The organism is Mycolicibacterium sp. Y3, assembly GCF_051188035.1.
In the GTDB taxonomy this organism is placed as follows: Bacteria; Actinomycetota; Actinomycetes; order Mycobacteriales; family Mycobacteriaceae; genus Mycobacterium; species Mycobacterium fluoranthenivorans.
In genome coordinates, this window is record NZ_JAVQLT010000001.1 from 3,865,900 (window position 1) to 3,892,053 (window position 26,154).

Below are 26,154 nucleotides of genomic sequence, written 5' to 3' on the forward strand. Positions count from 1 at the left end.
CCGTCCTCACGACGGGACCGATACTGGCGAGTCGGGCGCCAAAGCGCCGACGAGACGCTCCGTCAGCGCCCGAACGGTGCTGATATCTGCTGAACCAATACGAATACCTGTTTCCGCCTCGATGCGGGTGCGTACCTCGAGAGTCCCCAGGGAATCGAGACCATATTCAGTCAGCGGGCGGTCGGGATCCACCGCACGCCGCAGAATCAAACTGACCTGCTCGACGACCATCTTGCGCATCCTGGTCGGCCACTCTTCGCGCGGCAGATCGTGCAGCTCTGCCAGGAACGCACTGCTGGTACCGCCGCTTCGCGGCCCGGTGGACCGGAACGCCTCGGCGAACCGCGTGTTCTGTGCAAACGCGGTGATCCACGACGTCCCTGACAACGAAGCGTAGCCGGTGTAGGCCCGGTCGTGCCGCAGCAGCCGGTCAAAGGCGTACGCACCTTCGTCGGGCCCGATGGCGGCCTCGCCGCTCTCGGATGCCAGGCCGGTGCCGGCGCCGATCTCCGCCCACGGCCCCCACGCGATGGCCGTGGCGGGCAGGCCTTCGCTGCGCCGCCAGTGTGCGAAAGCGTCCAGCCAGCTGTTGGCCGCCGCGTACGCGCCCTGACCGGGTGACCCGACCAGTGCCGCAGCCGACGAGAACATGCAGAACCAGTCGAGTTGCTGCTTGGCCGTCGCGGTGTGCAGATTCCACGCGCCGTACACCTTCGGCGCCCAGTCGCGTTCGACGAGCTCGTCGGAGATGTTCAGCAGAGCGGCGTCCTCGACGACCGCCGCGCCGTGCAGCACCCCGCGCAGCGGCAGGCCGGTGGCGCAGGCCGCCACCACCAGACGGTCGGCGGTCTCCTGCTCGGCGATGTCACCGAGTGACACCTCCACCTCGGTACCGCCGCGCCGGATCCGGTCGATGACCTCCTGGGCGTGCTGCGACGGCGCGGACCGGCCGTTGAGCACGATCCTCCCCGCTCCCGCGGCACCCAGCTTCTCGGCCAGGAACAGGCCGAGCCCGCCCAGACCGCCGGTCACGATGTAGGCGCCGTCGCCGCGCAGGACCTGAGCCTCCTCCGGCGGGACCACCGCCTGGATCTGCCCGCCATGGGGCATGTCGAGCACGAGCTTGCCGGTGTGCTCGGCCGCACCCATGACGCGGATCGCGGTGGCGCCGTCCTCCAGCGGGTAGTGCGTGGTCTCCGGCAGCGGCAGGACACCGTCGGCGATCTGCTGATAGCAGACCTCGAGCAGGCGATGCACCGTGTCCGGGTTGGTCAGCGACAGCAACGCGAGGTCGACGGCGTAGAACGACAGGTTGCGCCGGAACGGGAAGAGACCCAACCGGGTGTCGCCGTAAATGTCGCGCTTGCCGATCTCGACGAACCGGCCGCCGAACGACAGCAGCTCCAGCCCGGCCCGCTGAGCCGCGCCGGTCAGCGAGTTCAGCACGATATCCACGCCGTAGCCATCGGTGTCGCGGCGGATCTGTGCGGCGAATTCCGTGCTGCGCGAGTCGTAGACATGCTCGATTCCCATGCCGCGCAACAGTTCCCGACGCGCCTCGCTGCCCGCGGTGGCATAGATCTCCGCACCGGCGGCGCGCGCGATGGCGATGGCGGCCTGGCCGACACCACCGGTGCCGGAGTGGATCAGCACCTTGTCACCGGCGGCGATCCGGGCCAGGTCGTGCAGGCCGTACCAGGCGGTCGCGTGTGCACTCGGCACCGCCGCGGCCCGATTCGTCGGCAGGCCGGGCGGCAGTGTCACGGCCAGGTTGGCGTCGCAGGTGACAAAGGTCGCCCATGTGCCGACGGCGGAGACGCCACCGACCCGGTCGCCCACCTTGTGACCGACCACGCCCGGGCCGACCGCGGTGACGACACCCGCGAAGTCACCGCCGAGCTTGGGCTGGCGGCCCTCGAAGCTCGGGTACCGGCCGAAGGCGATCAGCACGTCGGCGAAGTTCAGGTTCGACGCCGTCACCGCGACCTCGATCTGACCGGGCCCGGGAGCGACGCGCTCGAAGGCGGCCAACTCGAGGGTCTCGATATCGCCGGGGGTCCGGATCTGCAGCCGGAGTCCGTCGCGGGCCGGGTTCACCACCGTGGTGCGACGCTCCTCGGGACGCAGCGGCCCCGACACCAGACGGGCCACGAACCACTTTCCGCCGCGCCACGCCGTCTCGTCCTCGTCCGAGCCCGACACCAGCTGCGCCGCCACCGGGGTGGCATCGGTGTAGTCGTCGACGTCGATCTGGGTGACCCGCAGCTGCGGGTGCTCGGTACCGATCACCCGCACCAGGCCACGCAGCCCGGCCTCGTCCAGGTTGGCGGAGTCGTCGGGCAGCACCGTCTGCGCGTTACGCGTGACGACGTGCAGGCGCGGCGCCTGACCAGGCACCTCGGGCAGCTCCCTGGCGATGTGCACCAGGTGCCGGACGGTGTCCCCGCCGCGTACCCCGGACTGCTGATCGGTGACGCCCCGCCGCGGCGGGGTCACCACCAGCACATCGCCGAAGACGTTGGAGGCCAGCAGTTCACGCAGTCGCCCGGCCTGGGCGTCATGGTCGGAATGCTGCGGCCACACCATCGTGGTGACGTCCACACCGTGCGCCTTGATGGCGTCCGCCAGTTTGGTGGCCAGCAGGTCCGCGGCATCCGAGGTGCTGATCAGCAGCCAGCTGCCCGGATTCGCGTATTCCACCTCGGGCAGCTCCTGCTGACCCCACTCGATGGTCAGCAGGCGGTCGTTGAAGGTGCGCTCCAGCCGACCTGTGTCCGACACACCGCTACCCAGCCGCAGTCCGGTGACCGCGAGCAGGACGTTGCCGTCTTCGTCGAGCAGATCCAGATCCACCTCGACCGTCGCGGCCGTGACACTGGTCAGCCGGGCATGGCAGTAGTGCACATTGCGCGTCGAACCGTAGCTTCGGAGCTTGGCCACACCCATCGGCAGCAGCAGCGAACCGAAGGCGTCACCGAAGATGGCGGGATGGGCGCCGACCGCCTGGAAGCAGGCGTCCAGCAGCGCGGGATGCACACCGTAGGCGGCCTGCTGGGACCGGATCGACCCGGGCAGCGACACCTCCGCGAGCACCGAGTCGTCCGGCCCGCTCTCCCCGTCGTTGACGTTGACCGCCACCAGGCCCGCGAACGCAGGTCCGTACTGGATACCGCGCTGGCTGTACCAGACCCGCAGCTCGGCCCCGTCCAGACGCTTCGGGTGAGCGGCCAGCAGCGCGTCGATATCACGGCCGGCAGGCACCTCGGCGTCACCGGCGCGCAGCACGGCGGCCGCCCGCTGCACCTTCTCACCCTGGTGGTAGGTCTCGACCTGGAAGTCGGCCGCACCCGGCGCGGAGACGGTGGAAGCCGCCGACACCACGGTGTGATCTTCCAGCAGCAGCATTTCGTCGAAGCTGATGTCGTGCACCTCGGCGCCGTCGCCGAGCACCGTCGCGGCGGCTGCCAGGGCCATCTCGCAGTAGGCGGCACCCGGGAGTGCGGCGACGTTGTGCACCTGGTGGTCGCCCAACCACGGCTGGGTGTCGGTGCCCACATCGGACTGCCAGGCGTGCCGCTCCGGCTCTTCCGGCAGCCGCACGTGGGCGCCCAGCAGGGGGTGCACCGACAGCGTGGCACCACCCGGGGGCAGCTCGTTCGGATCGCGCACCAGCATCAGCGGACGCCGGGTCCACGTCGGTAGCGGAGCATCGACGAGGCGACCGGTCGGGTACAGCACCGAGAAGTCGACCTCGGCCCCGGCGTTGTGCAGATCGGCCACCACACCCAGCAACCCGTGCGGGAGCTCCTGTTGACGGCGGACGCTGGCCAGGGCCGCAAAGGTGATGTCCAGCGAACGGGCCGTCTGCTCGACCGCGTGGGTCAGCAGCGGATGCGGGGACAGCTCGTTGAACACCCGGTAGCCGTCCTCCAGCGCGGCCTGCACCGCCGCGGCGAAGCGCACGGTGTGGCGCAGGTTGTCCACCCAGTAGTCGGCATCCCAGTCCACCAGGTCGCGCGGGTCGTACATGGTTGCCGAGTAGTACGGGACGCTCGGGTCACCCGGGTCCAGGTCCGCGAGGGCATCGGCGAGGTCGTCGAGGATCGGGTCCACCTGCGGGGTGTGCGAGGCGACGTCCACGGCCACCTCACGTGCCATGATCTCGCGGCGTTCCCACTCGGCCACCAGCTCGAGGACGGACTCCTTGGCACCGCCGACGACGGTCGACGTCGGCGAGGCCACCACGGCCAGGACGACATCGTTGACACCGCGGGCCTGCAGTTCGGAGAGCACCTGCTTGGCGGGCAGCTCCACCGAAGCCATCGCCCCGGTGCCGGCCACCCGGCTCATCAGCTGCGAGCGGCGGCAGATGACCTTGACGGCGTCTTCCAGGGACAGCACGTCGGCCGCGACCGCGGCGGCGATCTCACCCATCGAGTGCCCGATCACCGCACCGGGGGTCACCCCGTAGGCCTTCAGGGTGGCCACCAGGGCGACCTGTACCGCGAAGACGGTGGGCTGGACCTTGCCGATCCCGGTGACGGTCTCGGGCGCGGACATCGCCTCGGTGACCGAGAAGCCGGACTCTTCGGCGATCAAGGGCTCCAAAGCGGCGATGGTGGCCGCGAACACCGGTTCGGTGGCCAGCAGGCCGGCGCCCATGCCGGCCCACTGCGAACCCTGTCCGGAGAACACCCAGACCGGGCCGCGGTCATCGGCCCCGACGGCGGCCTCGTAGGGCGCTCCGCCTTCGGCGACCTCGCGCAGCGCCGTGATCAGCGATTCGGTGGAATCGGCCACCACCGTCGCGCGCACCGACCGGTGCGAGCGCCGACGGGCCAGGGTGTAGCCGAGATCGTGCAGATCCACATCCGGGTGGGCGGCGACCCAGTCGGCCAGCCGGCCCGCGGTTCGCCGCAGTTCGTCGGCAGAGGTGGACGACAGCGCGAAGAGAAGGGAACGCGGTTCGCCGTCGGCGGCGGGCACGTCGGCGGCCTGCGGCGCCTGCTCCAGCACGGCGTGCGCGTTGGATCCGGAGATCCCGTACGCCGACACCGCCGCCCGGCGCGGACGGCCGCCCTTGTCAGGGAACGGGGTGGTCTCGGTGGGGACGAAGAATTCGGTGCCGAGGCGTTCCATCTCCTCGGGCATGCGGGTGAAGTGCAGGTTGGGCGGAATGACGCCGTGCTGCAGCGCCAGCACGCTCTTGATCACACCCACCACGCCCGACGCGGACTGGCTGTGGCCGAAGTTCGTCTTCAACGAGCCGATCGCGATGGGTCCGGTGCCGCCGTAGACGTCGGCCAGGCTCTTGAACTCGATCGGGTCGCCCACCGGCGTCCCGGTGCCGTGTGCCTCGACGAAGCCCACGGTGCCCGGGTCGATCGCGCCCGAGTCCAGTGCCGCCCGGTACACGGCCGTCTGGGATTCGTTGGAGGGCGTCATGATGTTGACGGTGTGACCGTCCTGATTGGCGGCGGTGCCCCGGACGACGGCCAGGATGCGGTCCCCGTCGCGTTCGGCGTCCGACAGCCGCTTCAGCAGCAGGACGGCGCTCGCTTCGGCGAAGACGAAGCCGTCGGCGTTCTCGTCGAAGGCCCGGCACTGCCCGGTACCGGACAGCATGCCCTGCGCGGACGCCGAGGCGTACTTGCGCGGGTCGAGGATGATGTGGGCGCCGCCGGCCAGCACCAGGTCGCTCTCGCCGAAGTGCAGACTGCGAGTGGCCATGTGCAATGCCAGCAGACCCGATGAGCATGCCGAGTCGACGGTGAACGCCGGTCCGCGCAACCCCATGTGGTAGGCCACCCGGCCGGAGGCCATGGAGTAGTTGTTGTGGGTGAAGCCGTACGGCCCCTCGATGGCGTGCGCATCGGCGGCGATCAGTTGGTAGTCGTTGGTCGTCAGACCCATGAACACACCGGTCAGCGATCCGTCCAGGGTCGTGGGATCGATACCGGCGTGTTCCACCGCCTCCCATGCGGTTTCCAGCAGGAGGCGATGCTGCGGATCGGCTGCGGTTGCTTCCCGGTCGCCGATGCCGAAGAAGTCGGCATCGAAGCCCGCGACATCGTCGAGGAACGCGCCCCACTTGGAAACCGAGCGCCCGGGGACCCCGACCTCGGGGTCGTAGTGCTCTTCGGCATCCCAGCGTTCGAGCGGAACAGTGGTGACGTAATCGTCGCCGCGCAGCAGCGCCTGCCACATCTGCTCGGGTGAGTCGATTCCGCCAGGCAACCGGACCGCCATACCGATGACGGCGACAGCTGTGACAGGTGTCTCAACCACGTGGTTACAACCTCTTTCGGACGGTAATTCTCAAAGACGAGCGAGCATCAGATACGGCTCTTGGACCCATGTGTGCCTCATGTGCGCCGCACTGCGCTGCCCAGATCCTTTCTCCGCCCCAGTGCCGAAACGTGTCGGTGAGTCGGTAGCGTAGCCGTCTCCGTTGACGATGACGTTAAAAACCGAGCAAATCCTCTAAGGACTCTACAGTTTCAAACGCCGCGACGCGCAGGCTACACGAGCAATATCAAGATCGCCTAGCTACTTCCGGATACGCCCGTAACCTGCGCGGAGACGCAGAAATTGACGTTTCAGTAAATGTGGCGCACGTCACTTAGCTGGGATCGACATTAGCCACGACATACTATAGCTAATAATAACAGCTAACGTAAATTATTTGCCGCAACATTACGGGCCGGCCACGAACGAGTGTTCACCCATCGCGAAACGCTGCCGCAGATGGCACCTAGCAGCAGAAACACGAGTAACATCCGCCCCAAGTGCGCGTCACGCCGCGGACCGTGCCGGCCTCATGGTTACCTCGATCACGGTCGATGGCAACTCACCAGTAGGTAACGAATATCGAAGGGTGACGACGCCCAGGAAACCTCGTGAGGTCCGGAAGTGACGTCGGCCACCGATGCCTCGGCACACATGCGCCACCAGGTGCCCCGCAGGGCCCCAGCAATACTCGGCCGCGATCTTACTGAACAGTTAGTTTCACGCCCAGGCAAAATTTGAAGCGGCTGTGCAGACGGTCTAGCCGACCGCCGAGGCGGGCCACGCGAAAGGCGTGCCGAACTGCGGAATCGCGGCAAAACCCCGTTTGCGTGCCTGCGCGGCCGCCCGCCGGATCAACGCAGCGGTAGCCACGAATCCGGCCTGATCGGCGACCAGCATCGGTGTCAGCAGGCGGTTGTGGACGTACCCGATGGCGAGCCCGGAAGTGGGATCGGCCCAGCCCAGTGAGCCGCCCAGACCGACATGGCCGAATCCGGGGAGCACTCCGGGAAAGGGCAGGCCGTGGTAGCCCAGATGAAAGGACATCGGCATGAGCATGGCGCCGTCGGGATGCAGGCTGGGCGGCCCGGTGAGGCACTCCACCAACGCGGGCGACAGAAACCGCGTCCCGTCGAGCTCACCGCCATTGGCGATGGCTCCGTACACGCGGGCGAGCGCACGTGCGGTGACCACCCCGTTGGCCGACGCCATCTCACTGTCCAGCAGTGGCATGTCCCCCTGAACCATCGACCGCATCCCGGGGAAGTACATGGCGCCGAAGCCACCGGACAGGGGCAGAGCGGCGATATGTGGCGCCACCGCATTGAAGATCGGGTTCTCCCACACACCCTGGGGCCCGATGATCCGCGCCGGCTGCGTCGGCGCCGCGGCGGGCGGACGGCCCAGATACACACCGTCGACGCCCAGCGGGGCGGCCAGCTCGGAGCGGAACAGCTCACGCAGGCCGCTGCCGGTGACCCCGCGGGCCAAACCGGCCAGCAGCCAGCCGTAGGTGAGCGCGTGATAGGCCGGTCGCCCGTGGAACAGGCCCGGCCGTGCGGCCGCGACGCGCGCCTCCATCAGTTCGTGGTCGAGAAGTTCAGCCTTGGTGACGGAGCCCAGCTGGGACAGCCCGGCCCGGTGCCGCATGACGTCCCGGACGGTGATCGCCGCCTTACCGTTGGCCGCGAACTCCGGCCAGTATTCGGCGACGGGTGCGTCGTAGTCGATGAGACCGCGATCGACGAGCCGGTGGATGACGGTCGAGGCCAGGCCTTTGGTGGCCGAGAACACCATCGCACCGGTGTCGGCCGTCCAGGCGTGGTGACCCCGACGGTCGGACCAGCCGGTCCACACATCGACGACCGGGACCCCGTCCAGGTAGACCGACAGTGCGCCACCACCGAAGTGGCGGTGTCCGAACAATTGGCCGAAGGCCCGCACCACGCAGGCGAAGCTGGGGTCGGCGGCCCCGTGCACCCGGTCCGGCAGCAGGGCGCCATCGCCATCGCGCAGGGGCGCCACACTGCGCCCGCTGTCTGTTGCATACGTCACAGCTAACTAATTTACTCGCATGCATAGCTAACTATCGAGAGGTGTTACCTATCCGTGAGGTCGTGCAGATTCCGCACCCGCCTGCGGTTTCGGGCCAGTCCCGGCCCGGGCCGGGTCGCCCCGTCGCGACATCTCGTATGGCGCGAAAAGAATTTGGGCACAACATCTTTCATTTCCCAAGCGAACACCCGTGGCCGCACCGAAGGTCGGCCACGCCCCCGGCCCGCCGACGGCGAACACCGGTGACGGGCGAACTCACAACGCGGATTCGGCCTTGTTCACAATCGCCCGCATTCGGATACGGGCTTCCGCGATTTGCTCGCGCGCATTGACGATCGGGCGCTCGATCGAGGTCTGCTCCGCTAGCTGAGCAGCCACATATGTCTCGACCGATTCGACAGAGGAATCCGAATCCAGCGGCACCGAGATACCGCCTGCCCGCACGGTGCGCACCGGCTTTTCCGTGGTCCAATTCGAGATCGCCACCGGGACGGCGCCCTCGGTGGCGCCGATGATCAGCGCGTGCGCACGATCACTGGCGACGATGGCGGACTGGCGATGCAGCGCGCGCACCTGATGCTCCCACTCGGCGTGGCTCTGGGCCTCGAACAGCACGGGTTCGGTACCCGGGTGCAGCATCTGGGCCAGCCGCACCGTGTGCTCGCGATCGCGGCGCACCTGGCTGTACACCTGGAGCGTGAGATCGTGACGATCCGCCAAGCGGTGCAACTGCGCGATCTTGTCGCCGGTCAACTCCCCCCGGTCCCACCGGGTGGTGACGGCCAGGAGTTTGCGCTGCGCCGGGGCGGGCCCGAGGCCGCCGAGTCGCGGATCGGCGCCCTCCCCGAACGCCCAGTCCGGCAGCACGTCACCGACTCCGAAGGAACGTCGGGTGGCGGAGTCCCGCCACGCCACCATGGCCATCGCACGGCGCGAAACCCGTTCCAGCATCGGGACGGCCACCACATCGCTGACCCGCCGAGTACCGGCTTTCGCCTGCTCACCCACCGAGGACATCCGCACCCCGGCACCGACCTGCAGCGCGGTGCCACCCCGGACTCGCGGTGCCAGCGCCATCAACAGATTGCCCGCCGCCACCATGCGCTTACCGAACTTGGGATAGACGATCTCGCCGGCCGGCAGCACGATGATGGTGCGTTTGGCGAAGACCCGGGTCGAGGCCCCCCTGAGCCAGTCGATCGTCCGGTCGTAGAGGACCTCGTCCCCGCGCAGGCCCAGTGCGCTCAGATATCCCTCGTCATTCGACTCGCCGGGTTCGCGCCGCCCCACGTGGACGTGCAGCTCAACCCCGTCCATCTCCTGAAAACTGCGCAACAGACCGCGCCGCAGGATGGAATCCCCGATGTTGTCGTTCTGTCCCCAGGTGGAAAGGAAGATTTGGGTCAACGCCTGGAACCTCCGAGGGATAACGACCGTGGACAGCTGCGGGTCACCATATTGCCGTGGACGTCAAACATTCGCATGCGCTTAGCCAAAGAAAGAAATCGTTGCTGGCGTCGGTAGTTCTGGCGGTGTGGGGACGTGGATCTCGGCGGCTCTCAGTTTGCTATCCCTGCACCTGATGGCTCATTTGCCGGGACAGGCACAAATTCCTCATCACCGGCAACCGAATCCTATACCCGCAGTAGCCGATGGCGCCGACCGAGAAGCCTTGGCGGCGAACCCGAATCAGGCCCGCGGCCCGTCGGCCGCGTCCAGGATCTCCTGCGCCGCCAGCGTCGGTGTCAGCTCGCCGTCGCGTACCCGGCGCTCGATCTCGGCACGCGATCGGCGGACCGCCGGGTGGGACAGCACGCGGTCCAGGACGGCGTCGCGCACCATCGCCCAGGTCCAGTCGACCTGCTGGGCGCGGCGGCGGGCCTCGAACTCCCCCGCCTGCCTGAGCGCTCTGCCGTGTGCCTCCACGGTGTCCCACAGCTGCGCCAGGCCGTCCCCGGTCAGCGCACTCATGGTGAGAACCGGCGGGCGCCAGAGCGTTTCGCGCGGATAGATGAGGCGCAGCGCGGCGGTCAGCTCGCGCGCGGCCGCGGCGGCCTCCACGGCGTGCTTGCCGTCCGCCTTGTTCACCACCACCACGTCGGCGAGCTCAAGGACGCCCTTCTTGATGCCCTGCAGCTGATCGCCGGTGCGCGCCAGCGTGAGGAAGACGAAGGTGTCGACCATATTGGCCACCGTCACCTCGGACTGGCCCACCCCGACCGTCTCGACCAGGATCACGTCGAACCCGGCCGCCTCCAGCAGCACGATGGTCTCCCGGGTGGCCCGGGCCACCCCGCCCAGCGTGCCCGATGTCGGCGAAGGCCGGATATAGGCATCGGGGTGCACGGCCAGCCGGGCCATCCGCGTCTTGTCCCCGAGAATCGATCCGCCGGTGCGGGTGGACGACGGGTCTACGGCCAGCACGGCGACCCGGTGCCCGCGCTCGATGAGGTGCATGCCCAGCGCCTCGATGGTGGTCGACTTCCCCACCCCGGGCACACCGGTGATGCCCACGTGCAACGCCTTACCGGCCTCCGGCATCAGCTCCAGCAACAGCTGCTGGGCCTGTTCGCGGTGATCGGTACGGGTCGATTCGACCAGGGTGATCGCCCGCGCGAGGGCGGCGCGATCGCCCCTGCGGATGGCCGCTGCGAGTGCTTCGGTGTCGGCTACCACTAGCTCAGCTGGTAACCCAACCGCTCGGCGAGCTTGCCGAGCAGCCCGATCGCCGCCTCGGCGATGACGGTGCCGGGCGGGAAGATGGCCGTCGCGCCCGCGGCGTAGAGCTCGTCGAAGTCCCCGGGCGGGATGACTCCACCGACCACGATCATGATGTCGGGCCGGCCCACCGCGGCCAGCGCGTCGCGCAGCGCAGGCACCAGCGTCAGATGCCCGGCCGCCAGCGACGACACCCCGACGACGTGCACGTCGTTGTCGGCGGCCTGCTGGGCCACCTCCTCCGGGGTGGAGAACAACGAGCCGACGTCCACGTCGAAGCCGATGTCGGCGAACGCGGTGGCGATCACCTTCTGGCCGCGGTCGTGACCGTCCTGGCCCATCTTGGCGACCAGAATGCGCGGCCGGCGGCCATCGGCCTCGGCGAACTTCTCGACCAATTCCGTTGCCGTGCTCACGTTGCCACCGTTTCCCACCTCATCGCGGTACACCCCGGCGATGGTCCGGATCTCGGCCTGGTGCCGGCCGTACACCTGCTCCAGCGCATCGGAGATCTCGCCGAGAGTGGCCTGCGCCCGGGCCGCGTTGATGGCCAGGGCCAGCAGGTTGTTGCCCAGCCCGTCCTCGCCGGCCGGCCCCTGAGCCGAAGCCGCACGGGTCAGTTCGGCCAGTGCGGATTGTGTCGCGCGCTCATCTCTTTCCGCGCGGAGTCGCTCCAATTTGGCCAGCTGCTCGGCCCGCACCCGGCTGTTCTCCACCTTGAGGACCTCGATCTCCTGATCCTCGGCGACCTGGTACTTGTTCACCCCGATCAGGGGCTGTGCGCCGGAGTCGATCCGGGCCTGGGTGCGCGCGGCGGCCTCCTCGATGCGCAGCTTCGGGATGCCCTCACCGATCGCCTGCGCCATGCCGCCGTGCTCGGCGACCTCGGCGATATGCGCGCGCGCCTTCTCAGCCAGCTGGTGGGTGAGCCACTCGACGTAGTACGAGCCGCCCCACGGGTCGATCGGCCGGGTGGTGCCGGATTCCTGCTGCAGCAGCAGCTGGGTGTTGCGGGCGATGCGGGCCGAGAAGTCCGTCGGCAATGCCAGCGCCTCGTCGAGGGCGTTGGTGTGCAGCGACTGCGTGTGCCCCTGGGTCGCGGCCATCGCCTCGATACACGTGCGGGCGACGTTGTTGAACGCGTCCTGCGCCGTCAACGACCAACCCGAGGTCTGCGAATGGGTGCGCAGGGACCTGGATTTTGCGGCTTTCGATCCGAATTCCGAGACCAGCTCGCTCCACAGCAGCCGGCCCGCGCGCAGCTTGGCGACCTCCATGAAGAAGTTCATCCCGATACCCCAGAAGAACGACAGCCGGGGCGCGAACTTGTCGATGTCCAGGCCGGCGTCCAGGCCCGCCTTGAGGTACTCCACACCGTCGGCCAGCGTGTAGGCCAGCTCCAGGTCGGCCGTCGCCCCAGCCTCCTGGATGTGATAGCCCGAGATCGAGATGCTGTTGAACTTCGGCATCTTGGCGCTGGTGTAGCCGAAGATGTCGGAGATGATCCGCATGGACGGCTTGGGCGGATAGATGTAGGTGTTGCGGACCATGAACTCTTTGAGGATGTCGTTCTGGATGGTCCCGGCCAGCTTCTCCGGCGGCACCCCCTGTTCCTCGGCCGCCACCACGTACAGCGCCAGGATCGGCAGCACGGCACCATTCATCGTCATCGACACCGACACGGTGCCCAGATCGATGCCGTCGAAGAGCTGGCGCATGTCCAGGATCGAGTCGATCGCCACCCCGGCCATACCGACATCGCCGGCAACCCGGGGATGGTCGGAGTCGTACCCGCGGTGCGTGGCCAGGTCGAAGGCCACCGACAGGCCCTTCTGGCCGGCGGCCAGGTTGCGGCGGTAGAACGCGTTGGATTCGGCGGCGGTGGAGAATCCCGCGTACTGCCGGACGGTCCACGGCTGGTTGACGTACATGGTCGGGTACGGGCCACGGATGAACGGCGGCTCACCCGGGAAACTGTCCAGCGGGTAGCCGGCGGCGGTCGCCGCGGCCCGGTCCTCGGCGGTGTACACCGGCTTGACCTCGATACCCTCCGGTGTCGCCCAGACGAGCTGCTCAGCGGTGTAACCATGTGCGGCGGCCGCGTTCGCTGTGAGCTCGGAGACCGCTTCCGCGGTGGGCGCGGCCGGCGTGTTCGTGCTGTGCAGCGGTACGTCGGCGAAACTCCCGATTCCTGTCGTGGCAGTCATGTCAGGCCCCCAATCCGGTGAGCAGGTTCGAAAGGGCTTCGACCGCATCGATTTTCGCGGTCAGATAATCGTCCGGCTTGGCCGCCGCCTCGGCGACCGCCTTCTCCGGCCCGGCGAGATAGATCCGGGTCAGACCGGCCGCGCGTGCGGCCGCCACCACGTCGGAGGCATCGGTGCCGTACCGGGCATCGGTACCGCAGAGCACGGCGGTGGTGAGTCCGGCTGCCACGGCAGCCACTCCGGCGGCGTCGACGGTGCCGGGGTTGACCGCCTCGATGCCACCGGAGGCCAGCAGGTTGGCGGCGAAGGTGGTGCGGATGTTGTGCTCGGCCAGTGGGCCCAGCGGGAGGAGCAGCACCTGTGGGCGGGCGCCGTGCGCACGCAGGTAGGCATCCGAGCGATCGCGCAGCGCCTCGAAGCCGGCGGCGTAGCGCACCACCGAATCATCCGGATCATGTTCGGGCAGAGGAGCTTCCGCGAGATTCGGGAATTCGTTGACGCCGGTGAGGGCCTTGCGGCGGTGCGCGATGTCGGCGGCCCTGCGGTCCCGGACGTCGGCGATCTGGCCGACCAGGTGATCCCGGGCCGCGACGAATCCGCCCCGGCTCTCGATGTCCTGGAAATGCGCCCAGGCCTGTTCGGCCAGGCTCGCGGTGAGGTCTTCGACGAACCAGGACCCACCGGCGGGATCGAGCACCCGGCCCAGGTGCGACTCCTCCAGCAGCAGCAGCTGGGTGTTGCGCGCCATCCGGCGGGAGAAGCTGGTCTTGGTGCCGGCGAGTCCGCCGGGGATCGCGGAGTCGAACGTCTGCACCAGCACGGTGTCCGCACCTCCGACACCGGCGGCGAACGCGGCGACCGTGGTGCGCAGCATATTCGTCCACGGGTCGCGCTGGGACATCATCGGCGACGAGGTGACCGCGTGGATCGTGGCATCACCGGAGTCGGCCGCCCCGACCACCTCGGCGACGCGGGCCCACAGGGTCCGCGCGGCCCGCAGTTTCGCGATCGTCAGGAACTGGTCGTCGTCCGCGGCGAACCGGAAACTGAGCTGCGCGACGGCCTCGGTCGCCGGCATCCCGGCCTCGGTGAGGGCGCGCAGGTAGGCCACACCGGCCGCGATGGCGCCGGCCAGCTCCAAGGACGCGCTGGCGCCCAGGTTGTGCTGGGCCGGTCCGTCGACGGTGATCGCCCGGACCCCGCCCCGGTACTCGGCGGCCTTGGCCGCCGTCGCGATGACCTCGTCGAGGGTGGCCGACGGGGCACCGGTCAATGCTGCAGTCAACGGGTCGGCGCCGAAGTCGATCGACAATCTGGCGCGCTGCTCGTCGTCGAAGCCCGATACGAGGGCCAGCACCGCGTCGCCGGCGGCGACGTACTCAGCACCGGCGTCCAGGATCACCGGCACCAGATCCAGGAACACGCCTTCGAGCAGGCGATCCAGTTCGGCGGCACCGACCCGCAGCACCAGCGCGCTCACGCCGTCGGTGAGCGCTCCCAGTACCGCACCGTTACCTTCGGCCGCGGTGGCCTGTCCGGGCAGCGGGAACACCTCGGCGACCTTCCAGCCGGCCCGCACATCGCGCAGCGCGTCGCCGCCCCGGGTGAACGGCCACCGGCCCGGCAGCGGAGCCTCGGCACGGCCGTCCAGGCTGGTGTAGAGCGGACGGACCGGGAATCCCTCGTAGGTGGGTGAGTCGAGCAGACGTTCGGGCTCGGCGGGCAGCTCCGCAGGATCCTTGCGGCTGCTCTTCGCCAGCACACCGGCCACTCCGGAGCGCCAGCGCGCGCGATCCGATTCAATGACGCTCGAGGACACTCGCGGCTCCTGGGGTTATCGCGGGTTGGGATGAAGCTCGGGGCAGCCTGTCTGACTTAGTGAGACTAGCCAGCTGTGACGGGCCGCTTTCACCTGAGGCTAAATGATCGGTATCACGGGAGGGTACGGCGGGCAAAGGCTACTGATCAGTAGCGTCATCGGCAGCACCGGGCGGCGCCCCGTAGGCTTGGCAGACGTGAAACCCGCAGGCAGCCCGTTCCGTACGGTCTGGGCCGCAGTGACGTCGGCAGCGACGCAGCTACCCCGCCGGCGGGTGCTGGTCATCGCGGCCGCGATTGTGATTCTCGTCGCACTGGCCGTGCTGGTCCCGCTGCCGACTGCCGTTCAGCTCCGCGACTGGGCGACCTCGGCCGGTCCGTGGTTCCCGTTGGCGTTCTTCGCCGCACATGTGGTGGTGACGGTGTTCCCCTTTCCGCGCACCGCGTTCACGCTCGCGGCCGGCCTGCTCTTCGGCCCGTGGCTGGGCGTGGCCATCGCCGTGGTGGCGAGCACGCTGAGCGCGGTGCTGGCCGTGGTGCTGGTACGCGCGGTGGGATGGCAGCTGAACCGGTTGGTCGCGCATCCCCGGGTGGCCACCCTGGACGCCAGGTTGCGCGAACGCGGCTGGGTGTCGGTGCTGTCGATGCGGATGATCCCGGCCGTGCCGTTCTCGGTGCTCAACTACGCAGCCGGCGTCTCCGCCGTGCGACTGGTGCCGTACACGCTGGCCACCATCGTCGGGCTGGCGCCCGGAACCGCCGCCATCGTGATCCTCGGTGACGCCTTGACCGGAAACATCAGCCCGCTGCTGTTCCTGGTGTCACTGTGTACCGCGAGCCTCGGTATCGGCGGCCTGGTCTACGAGATCCGGGCGCATCGGCACCACCACCGATCACAGGATCCCGACAGCCATCCGGCCGAGGCGCAGCAGAACTAGGCGGCGCGGTCGAAGGCGGTCGAAACCGACCGCAGCGGCACGGCCGCGGCCGTGCGGGTACGCGCGGTGCGCGTGTGCAGGGCGATGAACGAGCCCGAACGGACGACCCCGAGCGGGCCCGGACCCGCGAACCGCGAGATCCCCGAGGTCTGAAGCACGAAGTTCGCCTTAGCCTGCCGGTAGCCGATCCGTACGCCGAGCACGCTCACCACCAGCAGACCACCCACACCGGGTAGCGCCAGCGCGGCGAGTGCGGCGATGGACACCGGCACGAGCAGCTTGCTGACGGCACGCTCCAGGACCGAGGCCATCGAGCCGGCCGAGGTGGCGCCTTGCAGCGACACCGGCGTGGCCGGAGCCAGGTCCTGGCTGAGCCCGGCCGAGACGGTACCCGCGAAAGTGGGCGCCGGTGCGGCGGGTCCGGCGGGGGCCGCGACCGTGGCATCGGCGGGCGCCGGTGCCAGCAGGGCGGGCAGCAGGTCGATGGGCGAGACCGCGGCAGGTGCGGTGACCGCGGGCAGCCGGACGCCGCCGGCGACAGTGGTGGTGACCGGGTCCGTCGGGGTCGGGAAGCCGAGCAGCGTCGTGAGATCGCTGGGGATCTCGGTGATGGTGGTGACCGAATTCCCCAATGACGTCAACACGGACTGCACCGTCTTCAACACCTCGCCGACCGGGTCGGTGGACTTGGGAAGCGCGGCGAGCAGCGCGGGCAGCGCATCGACGGCGTCCTTGACCGAGTTGGCCGCGGAGTACACGGATCCGGATACCGACTCCGCGATCGGGATCACCGGCGGCGGCTTAAGTTTCGGGATGGCCAGAGCCGCCGCCGTGGATGCCGCGGTCGTCGGGGTGGTCGTCGACGTGGTGGACGACGACGTGGCGGACGGCGACACGGTGGTGTCGGAGGCGGCGGGCGTGGTGGCCGCGGTCGGCTCCGACGTGGTCGGGGCAGGCTCGGCCGCCGCGGTGGGTGCCGTTGACGGTGTCGCCGTGCTCACCGTCGAACCAGCCGTACCGGATTCGCTGGACTGCTGTGGCGAGCGCGGCTTCGGGAAGATGGTGACCTTCGGACCCGGCTGCATACCGCCCGCCCCGCCCAGGGCGCCAGTGAAGTCACGGACCGTGGTCCGCACCCTGTCCTGCAGGGCGCCGGCAATACCGCCGACCGGCCGCGGGGTCTTGGTGGTCGAGTTCGTCGAACCGGCACCGGCGCCGGTCTGCGCGGCACCGGTGCTCGTGCCGGTCTGCGAGGACGTGCCGCCGTCACTGCCGGTATCGGCGACCGCCAGTGCCGCACCGTTGAGAAAAAGAGTGGCCGACACCGCACACACGCCCACAACACCGCGCACACGCGTCATGACATGCCACCCCTGTTTCGCCGGTCGCCGAATACCGGCCACTATCTGCTTGACCCTAAACAGCAATCATAAGATATGTCACCGCGGGCAAATTATCGATGCGTTCAGCAAAATCTCGGTGAACCCACATAGATCGGTCACCCCTCCGTGACCCGGCCGGGACCGGCCGCGCGAGCCCCAGCTCCGACCACCGAACCGCCGTGCGTGGCCTTTGCCCGGCCGCCCAGCCGATCCGGGTACGCCGCTACGCGCGGTGTGACCCGCCGGGGAACTGGTCGGGGAACTGCTGGGTGGGACCGTCGACCGCGGCGGCCGGCGGGGTGGGCGGCAACGACGCCGGAGCCGGGTTGCTGCCCAGCGGCGGGGTGCTCGACCGGGCCTCGGCCTCAGCCTTGGCGACGGCCCGGGCGATCTCCGGATCGGTCTGGGTGTCGAACCAGTCGGCCACCTCGGCCGCATCGTCCTCGTCCGACTTGGCCGGGCGGTCGTCCACCGGCGATGGCGTGTAGCGGAACACGCCGTCCTCGCCCGGGGCGCCCAGCAGTTTGGTGAATCCCTGCAGCGCCGCACCGAAGTCGCTGGGCACCAGCCACACCTTGTTCGCTTCGCCCTTGGCCATCTGCGGCAGGGTCTGCAGGTACTGGTAGGCCAGCATCTCCGGGGTGGGACGGCCGTTCTTGATCGCCGCGAACGTCTTCTCGATGGCCTTGGCCTGGCCCTGCGCTTGCAGGTAGGCCGCGGCACGCTCACCTTGGGCCCGCAGCATCCGGGACTGCCGGTCCGCCTCGGCCGCCAGGATCGCGGCCTGTTTGGCACCTTCGGCCGACAGGATCTGGGCCTGCTTCTGACCCTCGGCCGCCTTGATCGCCGATTCCCGGCTGCCTTCGGCCATCAGGATCATGGCGCGCTTCTCGCGGTCGGCGCGCATCTGCTTTTCCATCGACTCCTGGATCGACGGCGGCGGATCGATGCTGCGCAGTTCGACGCGGGCGACCCGCAGACCCCAGCGGCCGGTGGCCTCGTCGAGCACCCCGCGCAGCTGCCCGTTGATGGAGTCGCGCGACGTCAGGGTCTGCTCCAGCGTCATACCGCCGACCACGTTGCGCAGTGTGGTGGTGGTGAGCTGCTCGACACCGACGATGTAGTTGCTGATCTGGTAGACCGCGGCCTGCGGATTGGTCACCTGGAAGTACACGACGGTGTCGATGTTCACCGTGAGGTTGTCCTCGGTGATCACCGGCTGCGGCGGGAAGGACACCACCCGCTCACGCAGGTCCACCCTGGCCCGGATCTTGTCGACGAACGGCAGCAGCAGGGTCAGCTGACCGGACACCGTCTTGCTGTAACGGCCCAGTCGCTCGATCACCGCGGCCTCGGCCTGCGGTATCAACGCCACCGATTTGGCCACCACGACGATGGCGAACAGCACCAGCACGGCCAACAGCACGAGGCCGGCAACAGCACCCTCCATGGCAGATCCCTTCCCGAGCTCAGATGGACTTGTAGACGACGGCGGTCGCGCCGTCGATGTGCATGACGGTGACGTGCTCGCCGGGTTCGAAGACATCGTTGTCGTTCAGCGGCCTGGCCGTCCAGACCTCGCCGTCGAGTTTGATCTGGCCTTCGTGACGAGCCACCGTGTCGAGTACGAGTGCGCTCTTGCCTTCGAGCGCCTTCACCGGCTCGGGCAGCCCGGTCCCCGCGGTGAACCGGCGCCGAAGAGCGGGCCGCACCAGCACGACCAGCAGCACCGACACCACCAGGAAGACCGCACCATCGGCCCAGATGGGCCAATCGAAGAGATAGCTGGTACCCGTCGCGGCCAGCGCACCGCCGCTGAGCATGAGCAGGAAGAAGTCACCCGTCAACGCTTCCGCGCCGGCAAGGGCCAGTGCCGCGACCAGCCAGATCAATGCGGGCATGCCCCGAAGCCTAGCGTTTTCCGACCCGGGCGCGGGCAATCCGACCGTATGCCCGATGGGCAATTACACTGCGAGCATCATGTGGTGTCCGAGTGCTTCGCTGTCCGTCTGGGTGAACTCCTGGCTTGCCGGGGTCGCCGCGCCCGATGACGTCTTGGATGCGTTATCCCAGTGGGCGCCAAAGCATTCGGTGACCGCATACGACTCGGTCGCCGCCGGGTCCACCGGCCTGCCCTGGCCGGACCTGTTCCACTCCGGCACCATGTCGCTGCTGCAGACGATGCGCACCGCGGCCGGCCCGCCGGCCGGAAGTCCGGCGCTGACGCTGGTGCTGCCCGTCCCCGGTGATGTCCGCGGGCTGCCCGCGGGCACCCAGTTCCAGCGCGACGCCATCACCGTCGGGGAGGCGATCATCGTCGGCCGCGATCCGGCCAACGGAGTCGGGCTGGTGCCCGAGTTCGACTACGAGGACCTCGACGACCCGGACTTCGAACCCGATCCCATTTCCCTTGCCTGGACGGTGTACTCGGTGCCCGCGGCCGCCCAGAGCGACCACGCCGACCTGGGCGAGGCCGAGTACTCCCTGCGCTCGGCGGTGCGCTCGGCCGCCGATGCGCTCGGTGCGTTGCGCGCCGGCGCGACCGCCGCCGATGTGGACGACCCGAGGGGCATGGTGGAACAACTGCTCGAGGCCACCCGTCTGCACCGCGCACCCGCACACGCCCCCGAACGTGCTCTGCGCGTGCTGGAGAACGCCGCGCATGTCGACGCCATCATCACCGTCAGCTCCGGGCTGATGCCCATCGGGCTGCAGACGTCCTCGGAGATGCAGATCGCCAGTGACACCCTGCGGCCGCTGGCCTCGGTGGTGCGCACGGCACGGCTGTCAGCCGTACGCACGATCCTGGACTCGGCCTGGCAGGGCTGAGACTCAGAGATCCCGCGGGCAGGTCAGCGCACACGGGATCCCGTTGACGCTGAATCCGTGGCCCGGGGCCGGATCCGGGCCCACGACGCGCACCGGCTCGCGGCCGTCGCGCAGCTCTGCCATCAGCTCGACGGCCAGCCGGGCGTACCGGGGATCGGCGTTGGGGGTGGCCGCCCTGGTCAGTTCGACGCCCAGCTCGTCGGTCACCTCGCGCAGCTCGGAGTCCAGATCCCACACCACCTCGATATGGTCGGCGACGAAGCCGATCGGGCATACCGTGACCGCGGTGACCCCACGCTGAGCCAGCGCCCGGACATGGTCGGCGACATCGGGTTCCAACCACGGCACCTGCGGCGGCCCGGACCGCGACTGCCACACCAGGTCGTAGTCGGCGACGCCGGCCGCGGCCGCCACCAGGCCCGCCGCATAGGCGACCTGACGGCTGTAGAGCAGCGGGCCGTACCGTTCGTCGGCGGCGATCGGAATCGAGTGCGCGGTGAAGACCAGCCGCGACCCCGGCGACGCGGATGCCAGTGCCGCCCCGACGTATTCGGCGTACATCTCGATGAACAGCGGGTGGTCGAAGTACTGCCGCAGCTTCACCAGTTCCGGCGCGCGCTCCCCCGCCGCGGCCCGACCCCGGGCGATGTCCTCGACATACTGCCGGCAGCTGGAGTAGCCGCCCCAGGCCGAGGTGGTGAACACCGCGGCCCGGCTCACCCCGTCATCGCGCATGGCCGCGACCGTGTCCTCGACGTAGGGCTCCCAGTTGCGGTTGCCGAAATACACGGGCAGGCCCGGTAATTGGAGCCGCAGCTGTTCGATCAGCGCGCGGTTGATGCCGTTGATCGGCGACACTCCCCCGAAATGCAGGTAGTGCTCGGCGACCGACGCCAGCCGCTCACGCGGGATTCCGCGCCCTCGGGTGACGTTCTCCAGGAACGGCATGACCTGCTCCGGTCCTTCGGGTCCGCCGAAGGAGAGCAGCAGCAGCGCGTCAAACAAGGGAGCAGTCCATTCTGTTCTTACAGCAGCTGGGTGCTGGCGCCGCCGTCGGCGTAGATGATGCTGCCGGTGGTGGCGGGCAGCCAGTCCGACAGCAGCGCGACGACCGTCTTGGCCACCGGCGTCGGGTCCTTCATGTTCCAGCCGATCGGCGCGCGCTGATCCCAGCCCTCTTCGAGCAGCCGCATCTGGTCACCGGCCTCGGCGCCCAGCGCGCCGCCGACGATGGCGGCCATCGCCAGGGTCCGGATCGGTCCGGCCGCAACGAGATTGGACCGCACCCCGAACGGGCCGGCCTCCCGCGCGACGAACCGGTTGACCGATTCGAGTGCACTCTTGGCGACCGTCATCCAGTTGTAGGCCGGCATGGCGCGGGTCGGGTCGAAGTCCATACCGACGATGGAACCGCCGGAATTGATGACCGGCAGGGTGGCCTTGGCCAGCGAGGCGTACGAGTAGGCCGAGATGTGGATGCCCTTGGCGACATCCTCGTAGGGGGCATCGAAGAACGGGTTGATGCCCATACCGGTCTGCGGCATGAAGCCGATCGAGTGCACCACACCGTCGAGCTTGTTGCCCTCGCCGATGACCTCGGTGATCCGCCCGGCCAGCGAGTCCAGGTGCTCTTGGTTCTGCACGTCCAGCTCCAGCAGTGGCGCCGGGTTCGGCAACCGGTCCGCGATGCGCTGGATCAGCTTCAGCCGGTCGAACCCGGTCAACACCAGTTCGGCGCCGGCCTCCTGGGCGACCTTGGCGATGTGGAACGCGATCGAGCTGTCGGTGATGATCCCCGTGACGAGGATCCGCTTGCCTTCGAGAATGCCTGACATGTGAAAGTCCTTACTGTTCGCGCGAATTCGAGAAGTTCCGGTGGCCTTACTAGTGGCCCATGCCCATGCCGCCGTCGACGGGGATCACCGCACCGGCGATGTAGCTCGCATCCTCCGACGCCAGGAAGCTGACCGCACCGGCGACCTCTTCGGCGGTGCCGACCCGCTTGGCCGGGATGAACTCCAGGGCACCGGCCTGGATCCGCTCGTCCAGCGCCCGGGTCATCTCGGTGTCGATATAGCCGGGGGCGACGACGTTCGCGGTGACACCGGCCTTGGCGAGCTCACGCGAGATCGATCGGGCCATCCCGATCAGGCCGGCTTTGGCGGCCGCGTAGTTGGCCTGATTGCCGATACCCCACATGCCCGAGACCGATCCGATGAAGATGATCCGGCCGAAGCGTTTGCGCTGCATGCTGCGCGAGGCCCGCTGGGCCACCCGGAACGCCCCGGTGAGGTTCGCGTTGATGACGTTCTCGAAGCGCTCCTCGGTCATCCGCATGAGGAAGGCATCCTGGGAGATGCCGGCGTTGGACACCAGCACCTCTACCGGACCCTGGTGCTCCTCGACCTCCTTGAAGGCACGGTCGACGGCGTCGCTGTCGGTGACATCGCACACCACGCCGAACAACCCCTCCGGTGCACCGGATCCACGGTGGGTGACGGCGACCTTGTGACCGTCCTCGGCGAGCCGCTGGGCGATCGCCAGGCCGATACCCCGGTTTCCTCCGGTGACCAGCACGGAACGGGACACGAAAGCCGGGCGGTGGGTGGCGGCTTCTGAAATCACGGCGTCACTCATGGCGACAAACCTATCGTCCTGCCGGTTGTTCGTAGAAATCGCGGTGCTCGCGCTCAGCCGGGCAACCTGCGGTTGATCAACAGCGCCGCCAGCGCGGACAGCGCCAGCACCAGCGCACCGAGGCGCAACCAGCCCATGCTGGCCTCACCCTTGATGGTCTCGTAGCCGATCTGCTGCTGCAGCGAGGTGAACACCGCCTTGAGCTGTTCCAGGCTGGACGCGGTGAACGCCTCTCCCCCGGACAGGTCGGCGATCTTCTTGAGCATCTCGTCGTCCACCGGCACCGGCTGGCGCTGGTCGTTGATCTCGACGTAGCCGTACGGCGTGCCGAACGACACCGTCGAGATCGGCACACCCTGGTCCTTGGCCGTGCGCGCCGCGGTGTAGGCGCCCTTCGGGTTGTCCGGGTTCGACGGCACCGTCTCCTTGCCGTCGGACATCAGCACGATGCGCGCCGGCGGCGGCTCGTCACCGCCGCCGATGACGGCCCCGACCGTGGCGATGGCCTGCAACGCGGTGAAGATGCCCTCACCGGTGGCGGTGCGGTCGGCCAGCTGCAGTTTGTCGATGCCGTTCTTGGTGGCGTCCCGATTGGTGGTCGGCGAGACCAGCACGGTGGCGGTACCGGCGTAGGCGATCAACCCGAGGTTGATACCGGGTGTCAGCTGATCGGCGAACTGCTTGGCCGCCTCCTGTGCGGCGACCAGCCGGCTGGGGGCCACATCGGTGGCGCGCATCGACTGCGAGACGTCGATCACCAGCATCACCACCGCGCGGTTGCGCGGGATCCGGACGTCGTGGGTGGGCCCGGCCATCGCGACGGTGAACAGCAGCAGCGACGCCACCAGCAGCAGCGCGGGCAGATGACGCCAGCGGGTGGGCTGCTTGGGCGCCACCTTCTCCAGCAGTTCCATGTTGGCGAAGCGCAGGATGCGCTTCTTGCGGGCCCTCTGCACCACGATGTACAGCCCGACCAGGCCCGCGATCACCAGCAGGAACAGGAAGAACCACTTGTGTTCGAAACCTGTCAGCGACATCGGTCCGAGCAGCGGTAAATTCATGTGCGGCTTGCCATTTCCTTCTATCTAGCGCGGGCGCTCATCGCGCAGCCAGTGCGCCGCGGCGTCGATTGGCGACGAACCGGACCACATCGGCGATCCAGTCCCGGTCGGTGCGCAGGGTCAGCAGCGGAGCGTCACAACGGCGCAGGGTGCGGGCCACCTCGGCGCGGTGTGCGGCCGCCGCCGCGGCGAAGTCGTCGCGCAGCTTGGCGTCGATGGTGAATTCGCGGGTCACCCCGGTTTCGGTGTCCTGCAGGATCACATCGCCGATATCGGGCAGCTCGACGTCGCGGGGATCGATGATCTCGATCCCCAGCACCTCGTGCCGGCCGGCGATGGCCCGCAGTGGCCGCATCCAGTCGATGGGTCCGAGGAAATCGCTGATGATGACCGCCATCCCGCGCCGGCGTTCCGGACGGCGCAACGCGTCGATGGTGGCGGCCAGGTCACCGCGCACCCCGGGCGGCGCCTGGGGTGTGGTCGCGATGGCCCGCAGCAGTTCCTGTTCGTGCAGCCGCCCGGACAGGGCCGGGACGCGCCGCAGCGTGTCACCGTTGGAGATCAGCGCGCCGAGCCGGTTGCCGCCGCCACTGTTGAGGAAGGCGATCGCGGCGGCCGCGGCCACCGCGAGATCGCGCTTCTCGCAGCCCGCGGTGCCGAAGTCCAGGCTGGCCGAGACGTCGACCACCAGCCAGGTCTCCAGCTCTCGGTCGGCGATCATCTGCCGGACGTGCGGATGGGTGGTGCGGGCGGTCACCGACCAGTCCATCCGGCGCACGTCGTCACCGGGTTGGTACATCCGTGACTCACCGGCTTCCGAGCCGGGGCCGGGGATCAACCCGAGATGGTCCCCGTGCAGCACCCCGTCGAGCTTGCGGCGCACCGTGAGCTCGAGTTTGCGCAGCGCGGCCGAGAGCTGCGGGTCACGGATCTCGCCGCGTCGCAGCGACGGCAGATCGACGTTGTGGCCAGCCTTCGGCTGAGCCGAACGATCCGGCACTGTGTCGGTCACCGACCGCTGGCCGCCGCCGCGGCAGGAACTCCGGGAGGTGCCGAATGCCCTTGCTGCGGAAGCGCATTCACCTGCGGCAGCCCGACGGTCTGCATGATGCGGTTGATCACCGTCTCCGCCGAGACCTCGTCGGCGAGCGCGTCGTAGGTGAGCACCAGACGGTGGCGCAGCACATCCGGGATGACCTCGACGACATCCTGCGGGACGACGTAATCACGGCCACGCACCAGCGCCAGGGCCCGGGAGGCCGCGATGATGCCCAGCGAGGCACGCGGGGAGGCGCCGTAGGCGATCCACGCCTTGGCATCCGGCATGCCGAACTTCTCCGGCTCGCGGGTGGCGGTGACGATGCGCACCACATAATCGACCAGCGCGTGGTGCACGAAGTTGTTGGCCGCCACCTCCTGCAGGCGCAGCAGGTCGCCGGTGTTGAGGATCTGCTTGGGCTCCGGGGGCTTCACGCCCATCCGGTAGATGATCTCGCGCTCTTCCTCCGGCGACGGGTAGTCGACGTTGAGCTTGAACAGGAAACGGTCGCGCTGCGCCTCGGGCAGCTGGTAGACGCCCTCCTGCTCGATCGGGTTCTGGGTGGCCATCACGAGGAACGGGTTGGGCAGCGGGAAGGTCTTGCCGCCGACGGAGATCTTGCGCTCGGCCATCACCTCGAGCAGGGCCGACTGCACCTTGGCCGGCGCGCGGTTGATCTCGTCGGCGAGCAGGAAGTTGACCACGACCGGGCCGAGCTCGATATCGAACTCTTCCTTGCCCTGGCGGTAGATCCGGGTACCGACGATATCGGTGGGCACCAGGTCGGGGGTGAACTGGATACGGGCGAAGGTGCCGCCGACCACCTTGGCGAACGTCTCGACGGCCAGCGTCTTGGCGACACCGGGCACACCTTCGAGCAGCACGTGGCCCTTGGCCAGCAACCCGACGAGCATGCGCTCGACCAGCTGGTCCTGGCCGACGATGATGCGCTTGACCTCGAAGATGGCGCGCTCGAGCGTGTGCACCTCGCTCTGCAGCCCCGGATTGTTCGAGGCGTTCGCGGAAGCCTGCGGGGCCGTTTGGGCTGGCGCTCCGGGCGGGTAGCCCTGCGTCGGGGCCGGGCCTGGGTAGCCTCCGGCGCCCTGCGGCGGCCCACTCGGTGACGTCATCTAGCTTCCTCCCACAGTCGTTGTCATGCTGGTTAACCCTGGACTACGAGGG

Annotated in this window: 17 protein-coding genes; 2 read left to right on the forward strand and 15 right to left on the reverse strand. The window is 68.7% G+C overall.

Going from position 1 to position 26,154, the window contains the following annotated elements:
- Positions 1-6: 6 nt before the first annotated feature.
- From pks2 to mutA, 6 genes are all read right to left on the reverse strand, one after another.
- A complete protein-coding gene (gene pks2, locus QN239_RS18845; RefSeq protein ID WP_499012636.1) occupies positions 7-6,288 on the reverse strand; it encodes a sulfolipid-1 biosynthesis phthioceranic/hydroxyphthioceranic acid synthase in 6,282 nt (2,093 codons plus the stop codon).
- A 759-nt stretch (positions 6,289-7,047) separates the two neighbouring features.
- Positions 7,048-8,343 carry an esterase/beta-lactamase LipL gene (lipL, locus tag QN239_RS18850; protein ID WP_499012638.1) on the reverse strand — a complete coding sequence of 432 codons (1,296 nt, stop codon included), beginning with the start codon at positions 8,341-8,343 and terminating at the stop codon, positions 7,048-7,050.
- 255 nt (positions 8,344-8,598) lie between these two features.
- On the reverse strand, positions 8,599-9,750 hold the full coding sequence (locus QN239_RS18855; protein WP_499012639.1) for a polysaccharide pyruvyl transferase family protein: 1,152 nt from the start codon (positions 9,748-9,750) through the stop codon (positions 8,599-8,601).
- Positions 9,751-10,032: 282 nt separating this feature from the next.
- On the reverse strand, positions 10,033-11,019 hold the full coding sequence (meaB, locus tag QN239_RS18860) for a methylmalonyl Co-A mutase-associated GTPase MeaB (RefSeq protein ID WP_499012640.1): 987 nt from the start codon (positions 11,017-11,019) through the stop codon (positions 10,033-10,035).
- Positions 11,019-13,268: a methylmalonyl-CoA mutase gene (gene scpA, locus QN239_RS18865; protein ID WP_499012642.1), complete on the reverse strand. Its 2,250-nt coding sequence runs from the start codon at positions 13,266-13,268 to the stop codon at positions 11,019-11,021. Before scpA ends, meaB begins: the two co-directional genes overlap by 1 nt.
- Before the next feature lies 1 nt (position 13,269).
- Entirely contained in the window at positions 13,270-15,087 is a 1,818-nt protein-coding gene (gene mutA / locus QN239_RS18870) for a methylmalonyl-CoA mutase small subunit (protein WP_499012643.1), read from the reverse strand.
- Positions 15,088-15,283: 196 nt separating this feature from the next.
- Between mutA and QN239_RS18875 the strand changes: the two genes are divergently transcribed.
- Positions 15,284-16,024, forward strand: coding sequence for a TVP38/TMEM64 family protein (locus QN239_RS18875; protein ID WP_499012644.1), 741 nt, complete (start codon positions 15,284-15,286; stop codon positions 16,022-16,024).
- Here the strand turns inward: QN239_RS18875 and QN239_RS18880 are convergent.
- The 3 genes from QN239_RS18880 to QN239_RS18890 all read right to left on the reverse strand — a co-directional run bounded on the left by QN239_RS18880 (position 16,021) and on the right by QN239_RS18890 (position 19,307).
- Positions 16,021-17,385, reverse strand: a complete 1,365-nt coding sequence (locus QN239_RS18880) for a hypothetical protein (protein ID WP_499012646.1) — start codon at positions 17,383-17,385, stop codon at positions 16,021-16,023. The two genes, QN239_RS18875 and QN239_RS18880, sit on opposite strands and share 4 nt — an antisense overlap.
- 244 nt (positions 17,386-17,629) lie before the next feature.
- Positions 17,630-18,856, reverse strand: coding sequence for an SPFH domain-containing protein (locus QN239_RS18885; RefSeq protein ID WP_499012647.1), 1,227 nt, complete (start codon positions 18,854-18,856; stop codon positions 17,630-17,632).
- 19 nt (positions 18,857-18,875) lie between these two features.
- Positions 18,876-19,307 carry an NfeD family protein gene (locus tag QN239_RS18890; RefSeq protein ID WP_167159358.1) on the reverse strand — a complete coding sequence of 144 codons (432 nt, stop codon included), beginning with the start codon at positions 19,305-19,307 and terminating at the stop codon, positions 18,876-18,878.
- Between the two features lie 79 nt (positions 19,308-19,386).
- Between QN239_RS18890 and QN239_RS18895 the strand changes: the two genes are divergently transcribed.
- Complete coding sequence (locus QN239_RS18895; RefSeq protein ID WP_499016859.1) at positions 19,387-20,235, forward strand: Rv1486c family protein; 849 nt, start codon at positions 19,387-19,389, stop codon at positions 20,233-20,235.
- A 3-nt stretch (positions 20,236-20,238) separates the two neighbouring features.
- On the opposite strand, the gene QN239_RS18900 is transcribed toward QN239_RS18895, so the two are convergent.
- Genes QN239_RS18900 through moxR1 form a run of 6 tightly spaced genes read right to left on the reverse strand, consistent with a single transcriptional unit; the run spans position 20,239 to position 26,102 of the window.
- Positions 20,239-21,240: a ferrochelatase gene (locus QN239_RS18900; RefSeq protein ID WP_499012649.1), complete on the reverse strand. Its 1,002-nt coding sequence runs from the start codon at positions 21,238-21,240 to the stop codon at positions 20,239-20,241.
- A 20-nt stretch (positions 21,241-21,260) separates the two neighbouring features.
- Complete coding sequence (gene inhA / locus QN239_RS18905) at positions 21,261-22,070, reverse strand: NADH-dependent enoyl-ACP reductase InhA (RefSeq protein ID WP_090357983.1); 810 nt, start codon at positions 22,068-22,070, stop codon at positions 21,261-21,263.
- Positions 22,071-22,119: 49 nt separating this feature from the next.
- Entirely contained in the window at positions 22,120-22,872 is a 753-nt protein-coding gene (fabG1, locus tag QN239_RS18910; protein ID WP_090357985.1) for a 3-oxoacyl-ACP reductase FabG1, read from the reverse strand.
- Between the two features lie 53 nt (positions 22,873-22,925).
- The gene (locus QN239_RS18915; protein ID WP_187095387.1) at positions 22,926-23,933 is read right to left on the reverse strand and encodes a VWA domain-containing protein; all 1,008 of its coding nucleotides are present in this window, start codon (positions 23,931-23,933) and stop codon (positions 22,926-22,928) included.
- A 37-nt stretch (positions 23,934-23,970) separates the two neighbouring features.
- Positions 23,971-24,945 (reverse strand): DUF58 domain-containing protein, encoded by a 975-nt coding sequence (locus QN239_RS18920; protein ID WP_499012652.1) that lies wholly within the window; start codon positions 24,943-24,945, stop codon positions 23,971-23,973.
- A complete protein-coding gene (gene moxR1 / locus QN239_RS18925; RefSeq protein ID WP_499012654.1) occupies positions 24,942-26,102 on the reverse strand; it encodes a chaperone MoxR1 in 1,161 nt (386 codons plus the stop codon). The genes QN239_RS18920 and moxR1 overlap by 4 nt, the downstream gene beginning before the upstream one ends.
- Positions 26,103-26,154: the final 52 nt, after the last annotated feature.